The following is a 15,348-nucleotide window of genomic DNA, read 5'->3' on the forward strand; positions in this document are numbered from 1 at the left end:
GCTTGAGTTCGGGGCTGTAGAACCGCCTCTTGCGGGCTTGGGTGGTGCGAGCCTCGCTCGCCATGGTGTGCATGATGTTCATCGTGCACACTATCTCCGGATTTCAGCTCCCCTTCAATATGTGTTGGCCGGACGCATACGTTGAATCTCGTGGTTCCAGGCTTCTTCGGTCGCGCGCCTGCGCCGGGACTCAAGCCAGAGCAAGCCGAAGCGATGCAGAGTGCGGCGTTCGAGAATGCCATGGCACCAGCGCGAAAGCTGCTCGAAGGAACTGGATTGTCGGCCGCTGAGGTCTGCCTGTTTGGCAACAATGCGGGCGACGAAATCGCGGCATACGCCAAAAAGAGCAAGCTCGATCTGCTGGCGCTGGGTTCGCACGGCTACGGTGCCCTGGAGTCTTCTGTCCTCGGGTCAGTCGCCACGCGCGTCGCGGCCCAATGTCAAGTGGCGTTACTCCTCGTCCGTGAAAAATAGCAGTTCAGGCGAAGATTGCGCAAGAAAAGAAACACCACAGCGAAGAGCTTGCGTCGGGTGCGGACAAGACATCACATCCGGGGAAGAAGACGCCTTTGGAACATCATGCGTCCGACGACCCCAAGATCCCGGATGAAGCCGCTCCGACACCCACCGAGGAAAAGCCCTTGGACTGGACATCACCAGCCCGCAGAGTGCGGCACGGGTTCACTTGGACGGCAGCCGCAAGCCTGACGAGCAGGAACAGTCCGTCAGACCGCCACGGTTTTTTGCGCAGACTCAAACCAGGCCAGTTCCTGGTGCAGCTTGACCACCTCGCCCACAATGGTGAGGCAGGGTGATTTGAGGCCGGCTTGCGCCACCCGCTCGGCCATGTTGGCCAGCGTGCCGGTCACCACTTTTTGGGTTGGCAGGCTGCCGTCCTGCACCACCGCAATCGGCAGCTCGGGGGATGCGCCGTGGGCCACCATCTCGCGGCAGATTTCCGGCAGACCGCCCAGGCCCATGTAGATCACCACGGTCTGGTTCAGGCGCACCAGGCTGGGCCAGTCGAGGTCGGCCGTGCCGTCCTTGAGGTGGCCTGTGACGAACAGGCAGCACTGCGCGTAGTCGCGGTGCGTGAGCGGAATGCCCGCATAGCTCGACACGCCGGAGGCTGCGGTCACACCGGGCACCACCTCAAAGGCCACGCCAGACGCCGCCAGCGTTTGCAGCTCTTCGCCGCCACGGCCAAAGATGAACGGGTCACCACCCTTGAGGCGCACCACCTGTTTGCCCTCACTGGCCAACTTGACCAGCAGCGTGTTGATCTGCTCCTGGCGCAGGGTGTGCTCGTTGCGCCGTTTGCCGGCGTAAATGCGCTCGGCCGTGGGTGACACAAAAGCCAGCACACCGTCCGACACCAGATTGTCGTAGACGATCACATCGGCTTGCTGCAGCAGGCGCACCGCGCGCAGCGTCAGCAGTTCGGGGTCGCCCGGGCCGGCACCGACCAGGTAAACGCGCCCGGAATCAGGTTTAAAGTTTTTCACATCGGCTTTCAATGGGTGGTCCCCTTGCTGCCACAGCCACCACCGCCACAGCCGCCGCTGCCGCAGCTGCTGGTGGACACCGAGCCAGAACCGCAGGACGGATGATTGGTGGGAACAAAGATGAAGTTGAATTCACCCGGATTGAGCTCAACGAAGTCGAGCACGGTGTCGAACAGCAGTTCCTGCGACTCGCCGCCAATGACCACGGCCACGCCTTCCAGGTCGAGCTTCATGTCTTCGTCTTTGGGGTCGTCAAAGCCCATGCCGTACTGCATTTCGCCATCGGCATCTTTTTTGGCGGCCACGCGCAGGGCCAGCTCGGCTGCGCCACTGCTTTGCGCCGCTTGCTGGATTTGCTGGGCAGCAGCAGGGGTGAGGTTAAACATGGTTTTAGCTCCTGTAAAAATTAATGTTCGCCCTTGGTCTTCAACAAACCGGCCAATCGGTTGCCCTGTTTTTGCGGCCCCCCAATTGGAAAGAGCGCATGCAAATGGTGATTGTTGCCCAACTCGGGGCCCCAAACTTGGGTGAAGTGCTGGATCATGGCGCGCACTTGCGCCTGCACCCGATGCTCTTCATAGTAGGCCCGCAGGAACTGAATGATTTGCCAATGGGCCTCGGTCAGTTCCAGGCTTTCGGCCGCCGCCTGGGCGCGGACAAAATCTTCCGACCAGTCGTCCAGGTTCTTCAGGTAGCCTTCCACGTCGGTGGCCACCGGCTGCCCATTGACGAGCACGGTGCGTGGCGCGGCGGGAACTTGCGTTTGATCTGCCATTTTTTGCCTCCGTACAAAGTTGACAAACTGGTTTGCCCAGTCAGAGCCGGCGCCCGTGCGCAGGTGCGCATAAGAGGCCAGCACGTTGCGATAAACCACACCGTCACGCGCACCGTCCACACCATGACCACGCAGCACCTTGTAAGCAAATTTCAGGCCGGGCGCCACATTTTCAAGGCTGGAATAATGAAATTCATGGCCGCGCAGGGTTTGCCCGGCGGGCGCTTCTGCTGTCAGCCAAGGCGCATCTGGCGTGGTTTGCAGCGTGACATAGCCGCGACCCACGGGACGCTCGTGCATCAGCACGTCCACCGGCAGTGCACCCACCATGTCGACCACACTGTCTTTCCAGCGCAGTGTGCGCGCCAGGTACATCAGGCCACCGCATTCGGCATAAACGGGCAAGCCGGCCTCGATGGCGCTGCGCATGTTGCTGCGCAAGGCGGCATTGGCCTGCAGCTCGGGCATGAAGACCTCGGGGAAACCGCCGCCAATGAACAAGCCGTCCACGACCGGCAAGGCGTTGTCCTGCAAAGCGTTCACCGGCACCAGTTCAGCCCCGGCGGCTTGCAGCGCCAACAGGTCGTCGGGGTAATAAAAACCAAAGGCCTTGTCGCGCAGGATGCCCAGGCGCAGGGGCTGGCTGGCAACAACAGGCGCGGTAGATCCGGGGAAATCGGCCACCGGGGTGTTGACTGGCGGCTCTGGCAAGGCGGGCGCACTCTGTGCCAGCGCCATGATTTTGTCCAGGTCCACCTGCTCGGCCATGCGCCGACCGATGGTCCGCACATGCTGCGCGGCATCGTCGCATTCCTGGTTGGGCATCAGACCCAGGTGGCGTTCCACCAACGCGAGTTGCGGGTCGTGGGCAATGGCGCCAAGCACGGTGACGTTGGTGTAATGCTCAATGACGGCGCGCAACTTGGCCTCGTGGCGGCTGCCGCCGAGCTGGTTCAGGATGACGCCGGCGATGCGGATGCGCGCATCAAAGGCCTGGTAGCCCAAAATCAGCGGGGCGATGCCGCGCGTCATGCCGCGCGCGTCCAGCACCAGCACCACCGGCAGGTCCAGCAAGTGCGCCAGCGCCGCATTGCTGTTGCTGCCGTCGAGTGCCAGGCCGTCGTACAAGCCCTTGTTGCCTTCCACCAGGCGGATGTCAGCCTGCGCAGAAAAACGCGCAAAACTGGCGCTGATCTGCTCAGCCGTCATCAGGTAAGGGTCGAGGTTGAAGCAGGGCCGGCCGCTGGCTTGCCCGAGCCACATGGGGTCAATGTAGTCCGGTCCCTTCTTGAAGGCCTGGACCTTAAGCCCACGCGCCGTCAGGGCGGCGCACAGGCCGATGCTGACCGTGGTTTTGCCAGACGACTTGTGCGCGGCTGAAACCAGGAAGCGTGCCATGGTGTACGAACGTCAGGCGGCAGCCGGGGTGGGCTGGGCGGGTGCCATTTCCAGCGCGGCATCGTCCATGCGCTCGGGCAGGAAACCCATCACACGGAGCGCCAGCATCACGATCAGCCCCACCACCGCGACACCACCCAAGCCCAGCAGCAACTCGGGCACGCTGGGGCTGTAGCTGGCGGTGACGCCATCAAAAAAGCTGCTGCTCACCTCATAACCCGGGAACAGCACCAGACCAAAGGCCTGGCCGCCGATGATGGTGACGTACATCTGGGCAAAACCGCCCAGAATCACCAGCCCGGCGCTGGCTGCAATGCGGTTGCGCAGCGCGCCAATGCCGGGCGCCAGCAGCAAGGCCAGCGGCAGCGCCGTGCCCAGCGCCACCTGGCCGAGCCAGAACATGGCGGTGTAAATGCCGCCGTCAAGCAGGATGAAACGCTCAAAATCGTGGTGCTTGGTGAAGTACATGTTGGTCAGGTGGTAGACCAGCACAAAATAAAAGCCAGCGGCAATAAAGATCACCTGCAAGCGTGCCAGGCGCGCCATCAGCACGTCACCCAAAGGCCGCGCACTGCCCTTGCTGGCCAGCATCAGCACCCAAATGAACACCGCCAGGCCGTAGCTCAGCGACAGGGCGATGAACAGCGGTGCCAGCAGCGCCGAGTCATAGGCCTGACGCGCCACCAGAAAGCCAAAAATGGAGCCGGTGCCAGTAGTCAGTGCCATGCGCCAGATGAAGGCCATGAAGCCGGCCAGCGGCGTGAAGCGGTTCATGCGCCGCTCCATCATGGTCCACAGGTAGGCCACCACAAAGCCGACAAAGCCCGAGTACAAAAAGATGTTCATGGCAAAGATCGACTTGAAATTGAAGTAGGTCATGGCAATGATCAGGCGGTCGGGTCGACCCAGGTCCAGCATCAGCACCATCAGGCCACCGATCAGCAGCGCAATGGCCAGCAAGGCCGACAGCGGCGCCAGCGGCTTGAATTCGGACTTGCCGAAAACCGAGGACATCGAGGCAATATTGAGTGCGCCCGAGGCCGCCACCACCAGAAACACCGCAAACACATGGGGCAAGCCCCAGACGATCTGGTTGTTCATGCCGGTGACGATGTGGCCGTAATGCTCGATGTAGCCCACGGCGCCCAGGCCCAGGGTCAACAGCACGGCAAAACCGCCGAGCAGCAGGTAAAAACCTTGGGGGGTGTCTTTCAGGGGGCGCAAAACGACTTTCATGGTGAGTCTTTCTTCAGATGCCGCTGTAACGCACGCCGGTGTTCAGGTTCAGGTCTTCGCGGATCTGGCGTGACGGGTAGCTGGCCACACGTTTTGATATCTCGCTCTCCGGGTTGTTCAGGTCGCCAAACAGAATGGCACCGTGGCCGGCGCTGGCGCAGGCCGTGACACAGGCCGGTTGTTCACCCTTGTCGACCTTGTGCACGCACAGGGTGCAACCCTCCACCGTGCCCATGCCGCGCGGCACGTCGGTCTTCTGGTTGCTCAGCGGCTCGTGCACAAAGGAGCGCGCCTTGTATGGGCAAGCCATCACGCAGTAGCGGCAACCAATGCAGATGTGCTTGTCCACCAGCACAATGCCGTCGGCGCGCTTGAACGAGGCACCGGTGGGACAGACATCGACACAAGGCGGCTCGGCGCAGTGCTGGCACATCATGGGCAGCGACTGGGTCTTGCCGGTGCGCACTTGCCGGATTTCGATCTTGCGGATCCACTGCGAGTCGGTGGGCAACTTGCCACCCGACAAGCCGTTTTCGGTATTGCAGGCGGTGACGCAGTCGGTGCAACCACTGGCGCACTTGCCGCTGTCGATCAGCATGCCCCAGCGCACCTTGCTGCTGGCGCCCGCACTGCCCGCGGCCGGCGCGGCCTGGGCAATTTCGATCAGGCGCACACCCGGTGCCAGCAAAATGCCGGCCATGCCGGCGGCGGCAACACCCAGAAAGCCACGGCGGCTGGGCGCCTTGGGGGTCGGCTCGGCGCCCGGGTTGTTGGTATCGTTGTTCATGGTTTTACCTGAGGCTGTGCCACCGCGGCTTGCGCGCCCGCAGCAGGTGGCTTGCTGGCATGGCAGCCAAAGCAATCAATTTTGACGGCGGCAAAGGTGTGGCAGCTCTGGCAAAAATCACCGGCGTCAGTGCTCACACTCTGGCTGGCCTCGCTGGCGTGGCAGGCCACGCAGGCTTTCAGCGAATACTTGCCGCTGCGCACGCCACCGTGCATGGTGTCGTCACGCTGGTGCTTGAGCAGCGACATGTGGTTGCGGCGCATGAACACCGGATCGTCCACACACTGGCCGCCGCGCGCCTTGGTCACCAGCGGCCCCAAGCCCTGGCTGGCGCCGGCCGTGGTTTGTGCGGCTGCAGGCAAGCAGGCCGCCAGGAACACACCCAGCAGCAGCGCCTGCCACAAGCGAACAAAGGAACTCCAGGTGCGCCGAGACATGGTCTTACTCCCCCAGACCCATCTGGATGTAGCCGGTTGGGCAGACATCGGCGCAAATGTGGCAGCCGATGCACTTGCTGTAGTCGGTGTCGACATAACGACCGATGGTGGACTTGGCCTTGGGTACCTTGAACACCGCCACTTGCGGGCAATACACCACGCAGTTGTCGCATTCAAAACACTGGCCGCAACTCATGCAGCGTTTGGCCTCATTCACCGCCTGCGCTTCCAGCAGGGGTTGCAGGCGCTCCTCGAAGTTGTCCAGCGCTTCTTCGGCAGTGAGCGACACAATGCCCCGCTTGTTGCGCGGCGCAAAACCGAAGTGCCCGAGGAACAGCTCCTTGTGCGAGATCACATAGCGGTCCGAGCGGTTGTCAAAGTTATGAATGGCCGCCGTGCTCTTGTCCGTGCCGCGAGTGGGTTCGTGGACTTCGGTCAGAGTCATGCCCTTTTCGATCAGCTTGCGGGTCAAGTCAAAGGTGTGCACATCAATCTTCGGGCGTTTTTCCAACGCTTCGTTTTGCAGGAAGCGGTCAATGCCGTCGGCGGCAATGGCGCCATGGCCAATGGCCGTGGTCAGCAGGTGCGGGCGCACCACGTCGCCGCCGACAAAGAAACCGGGCTGGCCCGCCACTTGGTAGTTTTTGTCGGAGTTGATGGCACCCTTGCCGTTGTTGAATTCTTCGAGGCCGGTGAAGTCGACTGCCTGGCCAATGGCCGACACGATCAGATCGGCCGGAATGTCTTCCTCGGTGCCTTCGATATTTTTGATTTCCAAACGGCCACCGACCATCTTGGCTTCGCAGCGCACGATGCGCAGTGCCACGGCGCGGCCGTCTTCGCCCCGGATCACGGCCACCGGGGCCATGCTGCCGCGGATGGTGATGCCCTCGGACAAGGCGTGCTCGACCTCGTGTTTGGAGGCCTGCATTTTCTCGATGTCGAAAATGGTGGTCAGCGTGACCTCGGCACCCTGGCGCACCGACGCGGCAGCCACGTCGTGGGCCACATGGCCGGTAATGGCGTGCTCGGGACGGTCCGACTCATGGACCTTGTCGATGTGACCCAGGCGGCGCGCCACCGTGGCGACGTCGATTGAGGTGTCGCCACCGCCAATCACCACCACACGCTTGCCCACATGGCGCAGACGGCCGTCGTTGAACGCCTTCAGGAACGAGGTGGCGGTGACGCAGTTGGGTGCATCAGCGCCCTCCACCGGCAGGGCCCGGCCGGCTTGCGCGCCCAGACCCAGGAACACGGCCTGGAACTGCTCGCGGATCTGCGCCATGGTGATGTCGGTGCCAATGCGGCAATTCATGCGCACGTTGACGCCCAGGTCCAGGATGCGCTGGATCTCTGCGTCGAGCACATCGCGCGGCGTGCGGAAACCCGGAATACCGTAACGCATCATGCCGCCGAGCTCGGCGCGCTCGTCAAAAATGGTGACCGAGTGGCCTTTGAGGGCCAACTGGTAGGCCGTCGACATGCCGGCCGGGCCGCCACCAATCACGGCAACGGTCTTGCCGGTCAGTTGCGCCGGCTTGTTGTAGGCCAGCTTGTTGGTGATGGCGTAGTCGCCCAGGAAATGCTCAACCGAGTTGATGCCGACAAAGTCCTCGAGCTGGTTGCGGTTGCAGCCGGACTCGCAAGGCGCCGGGCAAACCCGGCCCATGACGGACGGAAACGGGTTGGCCTCGGTCAGGCGGCGAAACGCGTACTCCTGCCAGACCATGCCGGCCGGCGGCTTTTCGATGCCGCGCACAATATTGAGGTAACCCCGAATGTCTTCACCGGCCGGGCAGCTGCCCTGGCAGGGCGGCGTGCTCTGAATGTAGGTCGGGCATTTGTGCGAATGGCCAGCATCAAAAATCTTGGCCTGCCAGGTCTTGACCTTGGTGTCACCGTCTTTGTAACGGCGGAAGTTCAGGGGTTTGGCAGCAATGGTTTCGGGGGTCGCAGACATGTCGGAGTCTCCTGGTTTTATGCTTGAAAATTTGAATGCAGAGCTTGGCGGGACAAGGCTATTTGTCGCCCAGGCGAATCGCCTTGCTGACCAACTGGTGGACACCGCCCACCATGCTCATGTTGAAACCGTAATAAGGCAGCACCTTGGTGAACTGGGCTTTGCAAATGGCACAAATGGTGGCCATGAAATTGACCTGGTGCTCGTCCACCACATATTTAAGGGCTTCCATGCGGGGCAAGGCGCCCTTGACCCGCAGTTCCATCAGGTCGTCGGTCAGCAGACCACCACCGCCACCGCAGCAGAAGGTGCTCTCATGGATGGTTTCGGGCGCCATGTCATGAAAATGGTTGGCCACCGAAGTGATGATGCGCCGCGGAATGACAAACTGGCCGCCCGCCATGCTGCCCATGCGGGACCCGCGCGCCACATTGCACGAATCGTGGAAGGTGATGATGCGGTTGTCGTTGGCTTCCTTGTCAAACTGAATGGCTCCGCGCTGGATCAGGTCATCGGTGAGTTCGCAGATGTGCTGCGGCACCGGGTAACGCTGGTCGAGGTAATCGAAAGGGCCGATCAAGGTGTTCCAGAAGCTGTAGGCCACGCGCCAGGCATGACCGCACTCGCCCACCACAATGCGTTTTACGCCGAGCTCCAGCGCGGCTTCCTTGACGCGCATCGAGATGTTGCGCATCTGCTCGTAATTGCCGATGAACATGCCGAAGTTGCCCGCCTCGGAGGCATGCGAACTCAGCGTCCAGCTGATGCCGGCGGCATGGAACACCTTGGCGTAACCGATCAGGCTTTCCACATGCGGCTCGGAGAAAAAGTCGGCCGACGGCGTGATCAGCAGCACCTCGGCGCCCTTGACGTCAATCGGGAACTTGATGTCAAGCCCGGTTTCGTCCTTGGTGTCCTCTTCCAGGCCTTCGAGCGTGTTGATCAGCGCCGGGCCCGGCAGACCCAGGTTGTTGCCGATGCGGTGCACCTTGCCGATGATCTCGTTCGAGTACTTTTGGCCCAGGCCGATCGAGTCCATGATTTCGCGCGCGGCCATGGTGACCTCGGCGGTGTCGATGCCGTAGGGGCAAAACACCGAACAGCGGCGGCATTCGGAACATTGGTTGAAATAGCTGTACCACTCGTCCAGCACCTCACGGGTCAGGTCGACCGCACCCACCAGCTTGGGAAAGTGTTTGCCGGCGAAGGTGAAGTAGCGGCGATACACCTTGCGCATCAGGTCCTGGCGTGCCACCGGCATGTTCTTGGGGTCACCCGAGCCCAGGAAATAATGGCATTTGTCGGAGCAGGCACCGCAATGCACGCAGGCGTCCATATAGACCTGCAGTGAGCGGTACTTGCCCAGCATCTCGCCCATTTTGGCGATGGCTTTTTCCTGCCAGTCTTCCGCCAGTTCCTCCGGAAAACCCAGGGCTTTCTGGATCGGACCCGAGGCCGGGAACGACTTGATGTGCGACATCGCCCCGACTTGCACCAGGGGAATCACGGGGTAGCTCTTGAGCTTGGGGGTGTCGAACTTAGCAGTTGCCATGGTGTGGGTGCTCAGGCTTTTTTGTCCAGCGCGGCTGCCCAGGCCGAAATATGGCGAACTTCGCGGGCGTTGTCAGCCTGGTTGCGGGTCGGGCTGAAAAACAGGCCGGGCGCATGCAGCAGTTTGCTGATCGGGAAAATGATCATGAGCAGGGCCACCAGCGCCAGGTGCACCAGCAGCACCGGGTCAGCCGGCAGCGGCTGCCAGTTGAAACGCATCAGGCCCAACATGAAGGCCTTGAGTGCGACGATGTCGGTGTGCGCCACAAAACGCATGGCCAGACCCGTGAGGCCAATGGCCAGCAGCAGCGCCAGCATCAGGTGATCCGACGGGGTGGAGATGTAGCGCACCCGGTCCACCAGCCAGCGCCGCGCCCACAACCCGCCCAAAGCGGCGACCATGGCAAAGCCGGCATAGGTGCCAAAGGGTTGCACCAGCACCACGGGCAGCCACACCGGGTCTTGAAAATAGCGCAAATGGCGCAGGGTGACCAGCAGCAAGGTCACATGAAACAGCCAGCCAAAAATCCAGGTCCATTTGCTGGACTTGAACAGGCTCTCGAACAGCACCACCTCACGCGTCATGCGCCAGCGCACGCCGGCCGCCGTGGTGGGTGCCGGAGTGGTCGGAATCTTCAGGGGTGCCGGCGTTTTTGCATACGAACGAATCTTGCGGGCCACACCCAGCACCAACACCGCGGTCGCGACATAAAACAGCAGCGCATAAATGATGGTCAGGAGGGACATGGGCAAGCCTGCAAATTCGTTGGTATCAAGTCAAGAATCAGATGCAACCAGTCGGCTTGGGCAAGCCGGCAATCTTGCAGGCCTGTTTGGCCGGGCCGTAGGGGAACAGGTCGTACAGGTACTTGCTGTTGCCTTTTTCTTCGCCAAATTTCTTGCCGATGGCCTTGGTCAGCACGCGCACCGCGGGGGCAATCTGGTACTCGTTGTAGTACTCGCGCAGGAAGTTGATGACTTCCCAGTGGTTGTCGCTGAGCGGGACTTTTTCTTCTTCGGCGAGGTGGACGGCAGCTTCAGGCGTCCATTCGGCCAGGTTCAGCAAGTAGCCTTCTTCGTCGGTTTCGTAGGTTTGGCCGTTGATTTCAAAACTCATGGTGTTCTCCAGTTAAAAATATGTAAGGGGGCAAGGGCTGGCTCACAGCCACGATTGCGAGGTGGGGTATTTCTCGACCAGGTCAACAAAGCCGGCGTAGTCCACCGGCGTGATGCCGTCCTGCAGCTTGGCCGTCATGCCGCGCGCATCGAGGTCGGGCTGCAGTACAAACAGGCTGAGCTTGCTGGCGGCCTGGCGCATGCGCTCGGACATGGCGTTACCTAGCGTAGCGGCGTAAACGCCGTCTTCGATCAGCAGCACGGCCTGACCGGCTTGCGCCATGCGCAGGCAAGTGTCAAGCGCGTTGGCGGCAAAGGGTGATTTATTAACGATGTGCAACATGGCTCAATCCTTTTTCTTAAAAGCTCAGGACGACGTCTTGCTGCGCCATCAGTTCGCCCATTTGCTGGTCGTTGAGCACCTCGACAGGAACCAGCAAGTCCGCTTCGGTCAGGCCGCGCTGATCGAGCGAGGCTTGGTCGACATAAAGCTTTTCGATGTCGTAGCCTTCCAGCGCACGGTAGCTGGGCGAGAAGTTCTTGATACCGATGCCCTTGGTTTGCTGACCTTTGGCCAGTTCGTAAACACCGTCGTCCATGAACACCAGGCTCACGTCCTGGTCGAAAGTGGCGGTGATCAGCACCACTTCCAGGCTTTCAAGGGCGTAGATGGTGCCGTAGGGCGCCTTGCGGTTGACAAACATGAATTTCTTCACTTTGGGGCCGCTGGGCGCAGTGCTTTGTTGTTCGCTCATGGTGTGTCTCTCTTGATCGGGTTAATCGCCAAAGGTGACCAGGCGGTCCGCCTTGATGCCACTGTCCACCAACTGGCCCAGGCCGGAAATACGGAAGCCCGGGGCCAGCACTTCGTCCTTGATGCCGCGGCGCAAGGCAGCAGCCACACACACCACCAGGTCCACCTTGTGCTCTGCGCCCAAGGCCGACCAGCGATTCACGATGTGGCGATCATCCTGCGGCGGCTCGGTGAGCCGGGTCGCGTTGTTGACGCCGTCGTGGTAGAAAAACACGCGCTGAATGGTATGGCCCTTGGCCAGGGCGGCCACGGCAAACTGGTAGGCGCTGTCAGACGCCTGGTGCGTGTAGGGTCCTTCGTTGACGAGGATGCCGAATTTCATATTGCTTCCTGATACTTTACGGGACAGATCTTTAGCTCTGTCCTCAACTGTTTGTCGGATGTTTAGAACCGGATATGGGTCGATGCGTTCAGGCTGGAGCGTGAACCGCGCCAGTCGTCGATCAGGTACTTGGTGAACGGCAGGTCGCATTTTTCAAAGAAGGCGGGCCAGCCGATGCGCTCGATCCAGTCCGACACGCGCTCCCAGGAGCGTGCGTCTTCCTTGTAGGTGTACAGGATCTTCTTGACCATGGCCGACACTTCGGGCCAGCGCGGCGGATTGTTGGGCAGGCCCGAGGCCACCATCTTCATGAAGGTCGGTTTGCCGCGCGCATTGGAGTTCTTGCCGCCCACCCAGATGGCCAGCTTGCTGTGCTCGGGGTCGTTGATCTGCATCGGGGGGCAGGGCGGGAAGCAGGCACCGCAGCACATGCACTTGGACTCGTCAATTTCCAGCGAAGGCCGGCCGTTGACCATGGCGGGGCGGATGGCCGCCACCGGGCAACGCGCCACCACGGTGGGGCGCTCGCACATGTTGGCCACCAGATCGTGGTTGATCTTGGGCGGCTTGGTGTGCTGCATCACGATGGCAATGTCGGCCTGACCGCCGCAGTTGATCTCGCAGCACGAGGTGGACAGGTGCACGCGGTTGGGCATGTCTTCCTTGATGAACTCGGCGTGCAGGTCATCCATCAGGGCCTTGACGGCGCCCGAAGCGTCGGTGCCCGGAATGTCGCAGTGCAGCCAGCCCTGGGTGTGGGCGATGGCCGACACCGAGTTGCCGGTGCAACCGACCGGGAAACCGTTGTTCGTCAGCGCTTCCACCAGCGGCTCGACGCGCGCCGGGTCCGACACCATGTACTCGATGTTGGAGCGGATGGTGAAGCGCACATGGCCATCGGCGTATTCGTCGGCGATGTCGCACAGTTTGCGGATGGTAAACAAGTCCATCTGGCGCTGGGTGCCGGCACGCACCGTCCAGATCTGGTCGCCGCCGTGGGCGACATGGTGCAGCACACCCGGACGGGGCCGGTCGTGGTATTTCCAGTTGCCATAGTTTTTGGCCATCAGGGGATGCAGGAACGGCTTGTTATCGGGTACGCCGCTCTCAATGGGGGTGCGCATAGTTGCCATGGTGATCTTTCTTAATCAGTTGAGGACAAGCCGGCTTCAGGCCGCTTTGCGGGCGTTGATCTTGGCCACTTCGTCATCCCAGCCGTCGGTACGAACGTAAGGGTTGGTACGTGGGGTGGAGACCATGTTGGGGTCGATCTCGACCTCAATACCTTCCAGGAAGTTGATCAGGCCAATACGCTCGATCATCTCGCCGGTGCGCTCGTGCTCAAGGGCGTTTTCGGCAAAGAAGTCAATCGACTTCTGGCCCAGTTCAACCAGTGCCTGGTAGTCTTCGTCGGTCTTCATGGGCATGAAAGGCATGATCACGGTACCCATCAGGTCACCGATCTTGAGCGTGCGTTTGCCACCCATCAGCACCGTGACGCCCTTGTCAACACCGGTCGCCAGCGCGCCGGTCATGACGTTGATGCAGTGCATGCAGCGCACGCAGTTGCTGTTGTCGATTTCCAGGCAATGGCTGTCGCTGAGCTTGACGCTGGAAATCTTGTCGCCGGTGGCCACGTCCTTGATTTCCTTGAGCATGATGGCCTTGGTCGGGCAGCGGCTGACCACATCGTTGACCAGTTCGGTCATGCCGTGTTTCTCAAACCATTTGCGCGCCAGGGCTTCGTCGGTGCGAATGTTGTCGCGCCAGGTGCCAATGACGGCCATGTCGGCGCGCTGGATCGAGTTCATGCAGTCGTTGGGGCAGCCCGAGAACTTGAACTTGAACTTGTACGGCAAGGCCGGACGATGCATGTCGTCGAGGAAAGTGTTGAGCACCTGGCGGTGGGCACGCGCCTCGTCGAAGCAGGACTGCTCGCAGCGCGCGGCACCGACGCAGGACATGCTGGTGCGCACGGCCGGACCGGCGCCGCCGAGGTCAAAGCCGAGTTCATTGATCTCGTCAAAAGCGCCCTGGACGTTGGCGGTGCTGGCGCCCTGGAACATGATGTCGCCCGACTGGCCGTGAAAGGCAATCAAGCCGGAGCCATGACGCTCCCAGATGTCACACATCTTGCGCAGCACGTCAGTGGTGTAGTGCATGCCAGCCGGTGGCTGAACGCGCAGGGTGTGGAATTCCTTGGAGGCCGGAAACATCTCGGCAACTTCGGAAAAGCGCGGGATGACGCCGCCGCCATATCCGAACACACCGACCGTGCCACCCTTCCAGTAACCCTTGCGGGTCTTGTACGAATGCTCCAGCTGACCGACCAGGTCGGTCATGTAGTCGCTGTCTTTGGCCAGTCGCTTCAGACCGGTGACAAAACTGGGCCATGGACCGCTTTCAAGCTGGTCAAGCATGGGGGTGTCGTGTTGCTTAATGCTCATTGGGTGTCTCCTGTCAAGGGCGCGCACATCTTGCGCTGATTCGTCGAACCGGGTGTGTTGATGCAGGGCAAATAGTACGAGCCGCAAGCGGGTGTCTGCTATCCCCCTCGTTGGGTATTTGGGGCTACCCATATGGGTTATATCCCCCCACCCGTCCCGGTAATAGACGACCGGGCCCGACTTTGCGCCCAATAGCGGTATGTGTGTTGCCGGGCAAACAGGACCCTTTGCCCCCTGACAACAGGCCCTGATTTTTTGTCTTTGGCTTCATTTTTCGATCAATATCCACACCATGACCACCCTGACACCACTGGCTAAATTCACCATTCCCGTGGGTTTGCAGGTCGTTGAGCTGCAACAAGTCGACTTCGAGGGTGGCAGCATGCGCCTGCTGCGCACCCGGATCCGCGAGAAAAGCCGCTTTACCGTGTTTGACATCGACGCCCAGTCGGCCCGGCTGTGGGGTGAGGCCTTGCTGCGCTGGGCTGCCGAGCAGCCCGACAACCAGATTCCGCCGGAGGCGTCTGAATGACCGCTGCGGACACCGAACTGTGCCCCACAGTTGACCTGATTTTTCCGCTCAGCGGGCGCTTTTTGCCGCGCGACCATGCCCAGGCGCTCAAGGACGCGCTGTGCCGCGCCTGGCCCTGGCTCGAGGCCGAGCCGCTGGCCGGCGTGCAGGGCATCAAGCTGGTGTCCGGCCTGGAGCCACAGGCCATGCTGTCGGGGCGAGCCAAGCTGTTGCTGCGTTTGTCGCGCGAGCGCGCCACCGAGCTGATCAGCGGCAAGGCCATTGACCTGCAGGTGGCGGGTCAGGCGCTGCGCCTGGACGTGCCGCATGTGCGCGAACTGGTTGCCCACACCACGCTGTACGCCTTTCATGTGGCCGCAACGGATGCCGACGAGGTGGCCTTCATGGCCAGTGTCACGCAGGCCTTGTCCGGCTTGGGTGTGGGCGGCGAACGCGTCTGCGGCAAACGCCAGCAACTGACGCTGG

At 61.4% G+C, this 15,348-nt stretch carries 18 protein-coding genes; 3 read left to right on the top strand and 15 right to left on the bottom strand.

The features are described 5' to 3' along the window. Positions 1-150: 150 nt before the first annotated feature. Positions 151-474 (top strand): universal stress protein, encoded by a 324-nt coding sequence (locus Q7U49_RS00005; RefSeq protein WP_304761556.1) that lies wholly within the window; start codon positions 151-153, stop codon positions 472-474. 251 nt (positions 475-725) lie between these two features. Here Q7U49_RS00005 and cobA read toward each other — a convergent pair whose 3' ends face one another. From cobA to dsrA, 15 genes are all read right to left on the bottom strand, one after another. Then, complete coding sequence (gene cobA, locus Q7U49_RS00010) at positions 726-1,505, bottom strand: uroporphyrinogen-III C-methyltransferase (RefSeq protein ID WP_304761525.1); 780 nt, start codon at positions 1,503-1,505, stop codon at positions 726-728. 8 nt (positions 1,506-1,513) lie between these two features. Beyond that, complete coding sequence (locus Q7U49_RS00015; RefSeq protein WP_304761526.1) at positions 1,514-1,891, bottom strand: iron-sulfur cluster biosynthesis family protein; 378 nt, start codon at positions 1,889-1,891, stop codon at positions 1,514-1,516. A 20-nt stretch (positions 1,892-1,911) separates the two neighbouring features. Further along, positions 1,912-3,678: a cobyrinate a,c-diamide synthase gene (locus Q7U49_RS00020; protein ID WP_304761527.1), complete on the bottom strand. Its 1,767-nt coding sequence runs from the start codon at positions 3,676-3,678 to the stop codon at positions 1,912-1,914. A 12-nt stretch (positions 3,679-3,690) separates the two neighbouring features. Continuing rightward, positions 3,691-4,914: an NrfD/PsrC family molybdoenzyme membrane anchor subunit gene (gene nrfD / locus Q7U49_RS00025; RefSeq protein WP_304761529.1), complete on the bottom strand. Its 1,224-nt coding sequence runs from the start codon at positions 4,912-4,914 to the stop codon at positions 3,691-3,693. A 13-nt stretch (positions 4,915-4,927) separates the two neighbouring features. Continuing rightward, positions 4,928-5,701, bottom strand: coding sequence for a sulfate reduction electron transfer complex DsrMKJOP subunit DsrO (dsrO, locus tag Q7U49_RS00030; protein WP_304761531.1), 774 nt, complete (start codon positions 5,699-5,701; stop codon positions 4,928-4,930). Then, on the bottom strand, positions 5,698-6,138 hold the full coding sequence (locus Q7U49_RS00035) for a hypothetical protein (RefSeq protein ID WP_304761533.1): 441 nt from the start codon (positions 6,136-6,138) through the stop codon (positions 5,698-5,700). The genes dsrO and Q7U49_RS00035 overlap by 4 nt, the downstream gene beginning before the upstream one ends. Positions 6,139-6,142: 4 nt before the next feature. Then, positions 6,143-8,101 carry an NAD(P)-binding protein gene (locus Q7U49_RS00040; protein ID WP_304761535.1) on the bottom strand — a complete coding sequence of 653 codons (1,959 nt, stop codon included), beginning with the start codon at positions 8,099-8,101 and terminating at the stop codon, positions 6,143-6,145. Between the two features lie 58 nt (positions 8,102-8,159). After that, the gene (gene dsrK, locus Q7U49_RS00045) at positions 8,160-9,653 is read right to left on the bottom strand and encodes a sulfate reduction electron transfer complex DsrMKJOP subunit DsrK (RefSeq protein WP_304761537.1); all 1,494 of its coding nucleotides are present in this window, start codon (positions 9,651-9,653) and stop codon (positions 8,160-8,162) included. A gap of 11 nt (positions 9,654-9,664) precedes the next feature. Continuing rightward, on the bottom strand, positions 9,665-10,399 hold the full coding sequence (locus Q7U49_RS00050) for a respiratory nitrate reductase subunit gamma (protein WP_304761539.1): 735 nt from the start codon (positions 10,397-10,399) through the stop codon (positions 9,665-9,667). A gap of 37 nt (positions 10,400-10,436) precedes the next feature. Next, positions 10,437-10,769, bottom strand: coding sequence for a TusE/DsrC/DsvC family sulfur relay protein (locus Q7U49_RS00055; RefSeq protein WP_304761541.1), 333 nt, complete (start codon positions 10,767-10,769; stop codon positions 10,437-10,439). 42 nt (positions 10,770-10,811) lie between these two features. Beyond that, complete coding sequence (gene tusB, locus Q7U49_RS00060; protein WP_304761543.1) at positions 10,812-11,111, bottom strand: sulfurtransferase complex subunit TusB; 300 nt, start codon at positions 11,109-11,111, stop codon at positions 10,812-10,814. Positions 11,112-11,127: 16 nt separating this feature from the next. Then, positions 11,128-11,523 carry a sulfurtransferase complex subunit TusC gene (tusC, locus tag Q7U49_RS00065; RefSeq protein WP_304761545.1) on the bottom strand — a complete coding sequence of 132 codons (396 nt, stop codon included), beginning with the start codon at positions 11,521-11,523 and terminating at the stop codon, positions 11,128-11,130. A 21-nt stretch (positions 11,524-11,544) separates the two neighbouring features. Beyond that, a complete protein-coding gene (gene tusD, locus Q7U49_RS00070; protein WP_304761547.1) occupies positions 11,545-11,904 on the bottom strand; it encodes a sulfurtransferase complex subunit TusD in 360 nt (119 codons plus the stop codon). Positions 11,905-11,966: 62 nt separating this feature from the next. Beyond that, positions 11,967-13,037: a dissimilatory-type sulfite reductase subunit beta gene (gene dsrB, locus Q7U49_RS00075; RefSeq protein ID WP_304761549.1), complete on the bottom strand. Its 1,071-nt coding sequence runs from the start codon at positions 13,035-13,037 to the stop codon at positions 11,967-11,969. A gap of 36 nt (positions 13,038-13,073) precedes the next feature. Then, positions 13,074-14,351 carry a dissimilatory-type sulfite reductase subunit alpha gene (gene dsrA / locus Q7U49_RS00080; RefSeq protein ID WP_304761551.1) on the bottom strand — a complete coding sequence of 426 codons (1,278 nt, stop codon included), beginning with the start codon at positions 14,349-14,351 and terminating at the stop codon, positions 13,074-13,076. Between the two features lie 292 nt (positions 14,352-14,643). Here dsrA and Q7U49_RS00085 point away from each other — a divergent pair, with 292 nt between their 5' ends. Both Q7U49_RS00085 and Q7U49_RS00090 read left to right on the top strand, forming a co-directional pair. Continuing rightward, a complete protein-coding gene (locus tag Q7U49_RS00085) occupies positions 14,644-14,883 on the top strand; it encodes a hypothetical protein (RefSeq protein ID WP_304761553.1) in 240 nt (79 codons plus the stop codon). Continuing rightward, on the top strand, positions 14,880-15,348 hold a 469-nt coding region (locus tag Q7U49_RS00090; protein WP_304761554.1), incomplete at its 3' end, for a type I-MYXAN CRISPR-associated protein Cas6/Cmx6. The genes Q7U49_RS00085 and Q7U49_RS00090, both read left to right, overlap by 4 nt.

Origin of the sequence: Rhodoferax sp. (genome assembly GCF_030653815.1) — a bacterium.
GTDB lineage: Bacteria > Pseudomonadota > Gammaproteobacteria > Burkholderiales > Burkholderiaceae_C > Rhodoferax.

Excerpts from the sequence above, each read along its gene's own strand:
- Q7U49_RS00015 (WP_304761526.1), bottom strand. The coding sequence starts at position 1,891 with ATGTTTAACCTCACCCCTGCTGCTGCCCAGCAAATCCAGCAAGCGGCG.
- Q7U49_RS00020 (WP_304761527.1), bottom strand. The coding sequence starts at position 3,678 with ATGGCACGCTTCCTGGTTTCAGCCGCGCACAAGTCGTCTGGCAAAACC.
- nrfD (WP_304761529.1), bottom strand. The coding sequence starts at position 4,914 with ATGAAAGTCGTTTTGCGCCCCCTGAAAGACACCCCCCAAGGTTTTTAC.
- dsrO (WP_304761531.1), bottom strand. The coding sequence starts at position 5,701 with ATGAACAACGATACCAACAACCCGGGCGCCGAGCCGACCCCCAAGGCG.
- Q7U49_RS00035 (WP_304761533.1), bottom strand. The coding sequence starts at position 6,138 with ATGTCTCGGCGCACCTGGAGTTCCTTTGTTCGCTTGTGGCAGGCGCTG.
- Q7U49_RS00040 (WP_304761535.1), bottom strand. The coding sequence starts at position 8,101 with ATGTCTGCGACCCCCGAAACCATTGCTGCCAAACCCCTGAACTTCCGC.
- dsrK (WP_304761537.1), bottom strand. The coding sequence starts at position 9,653 with ATGGCAACTGCTAAGTTCGACACCCCCAAGCTCAAGAGCTACCCCGTG.
- Q7U49_RS00050 (WP_304761539.1), bottom strand. The coding sequence starts at position 10,399 with ATGTCCCTCCTGACCATCATTTATGCGCTGCTGTTTTATGTCGCGACC.
- Q7U49_RS00055 (WP_304761541.1), bottom strand. The coding sequence starts at position 10,769 with ATGAGTTTTGAAATCAACGGCCAAACCTACGAAACCGACGAAGAAGGC.
- tusB (WP_304761543.1), bottom strand. The coding sequence starts at position 11,111 with ATGTTGCACATCGTTAATAAATCACCCTTTGCCGCCAACGCGCTTGAC.
- tusC (WP_304761545.1), bottom strand. The coding sequence starts at position 11,523 with ATGAGCGAACAACAAAGCACTGCGCCCAGCGGCCCCAAAGTGAAGAAA.
- tusD (WP_304761547.1), bottom strand. The coding sequence starts at position 11,904 with ATGAAATTCGGCATCCTCGTCAACGAAGGACCCTACACGCACCAGGCG.
- dsrB (WP_304761549.1), bottom strand. The coding sequence starts at position 13,037 with ATGGCAACTATGCGCACCCCCATTGAGAGCGGCGTACCCGATAACAAG.
- dsrA (WP_304761551.1), bottom strand. The coding sequence starts at position 14,351 with ATGAGCATTAAGCAACACGACACCCCCATGCTTGACCAGCTTGAAAGC.
- Q7U49_RS00085 (WP_304761553.1), top strand. The coding sequence starts at position 14,644 with ATGACCACCCTGACACCACTGGCTAAATTCACCATTCCCGTGGGTTTG.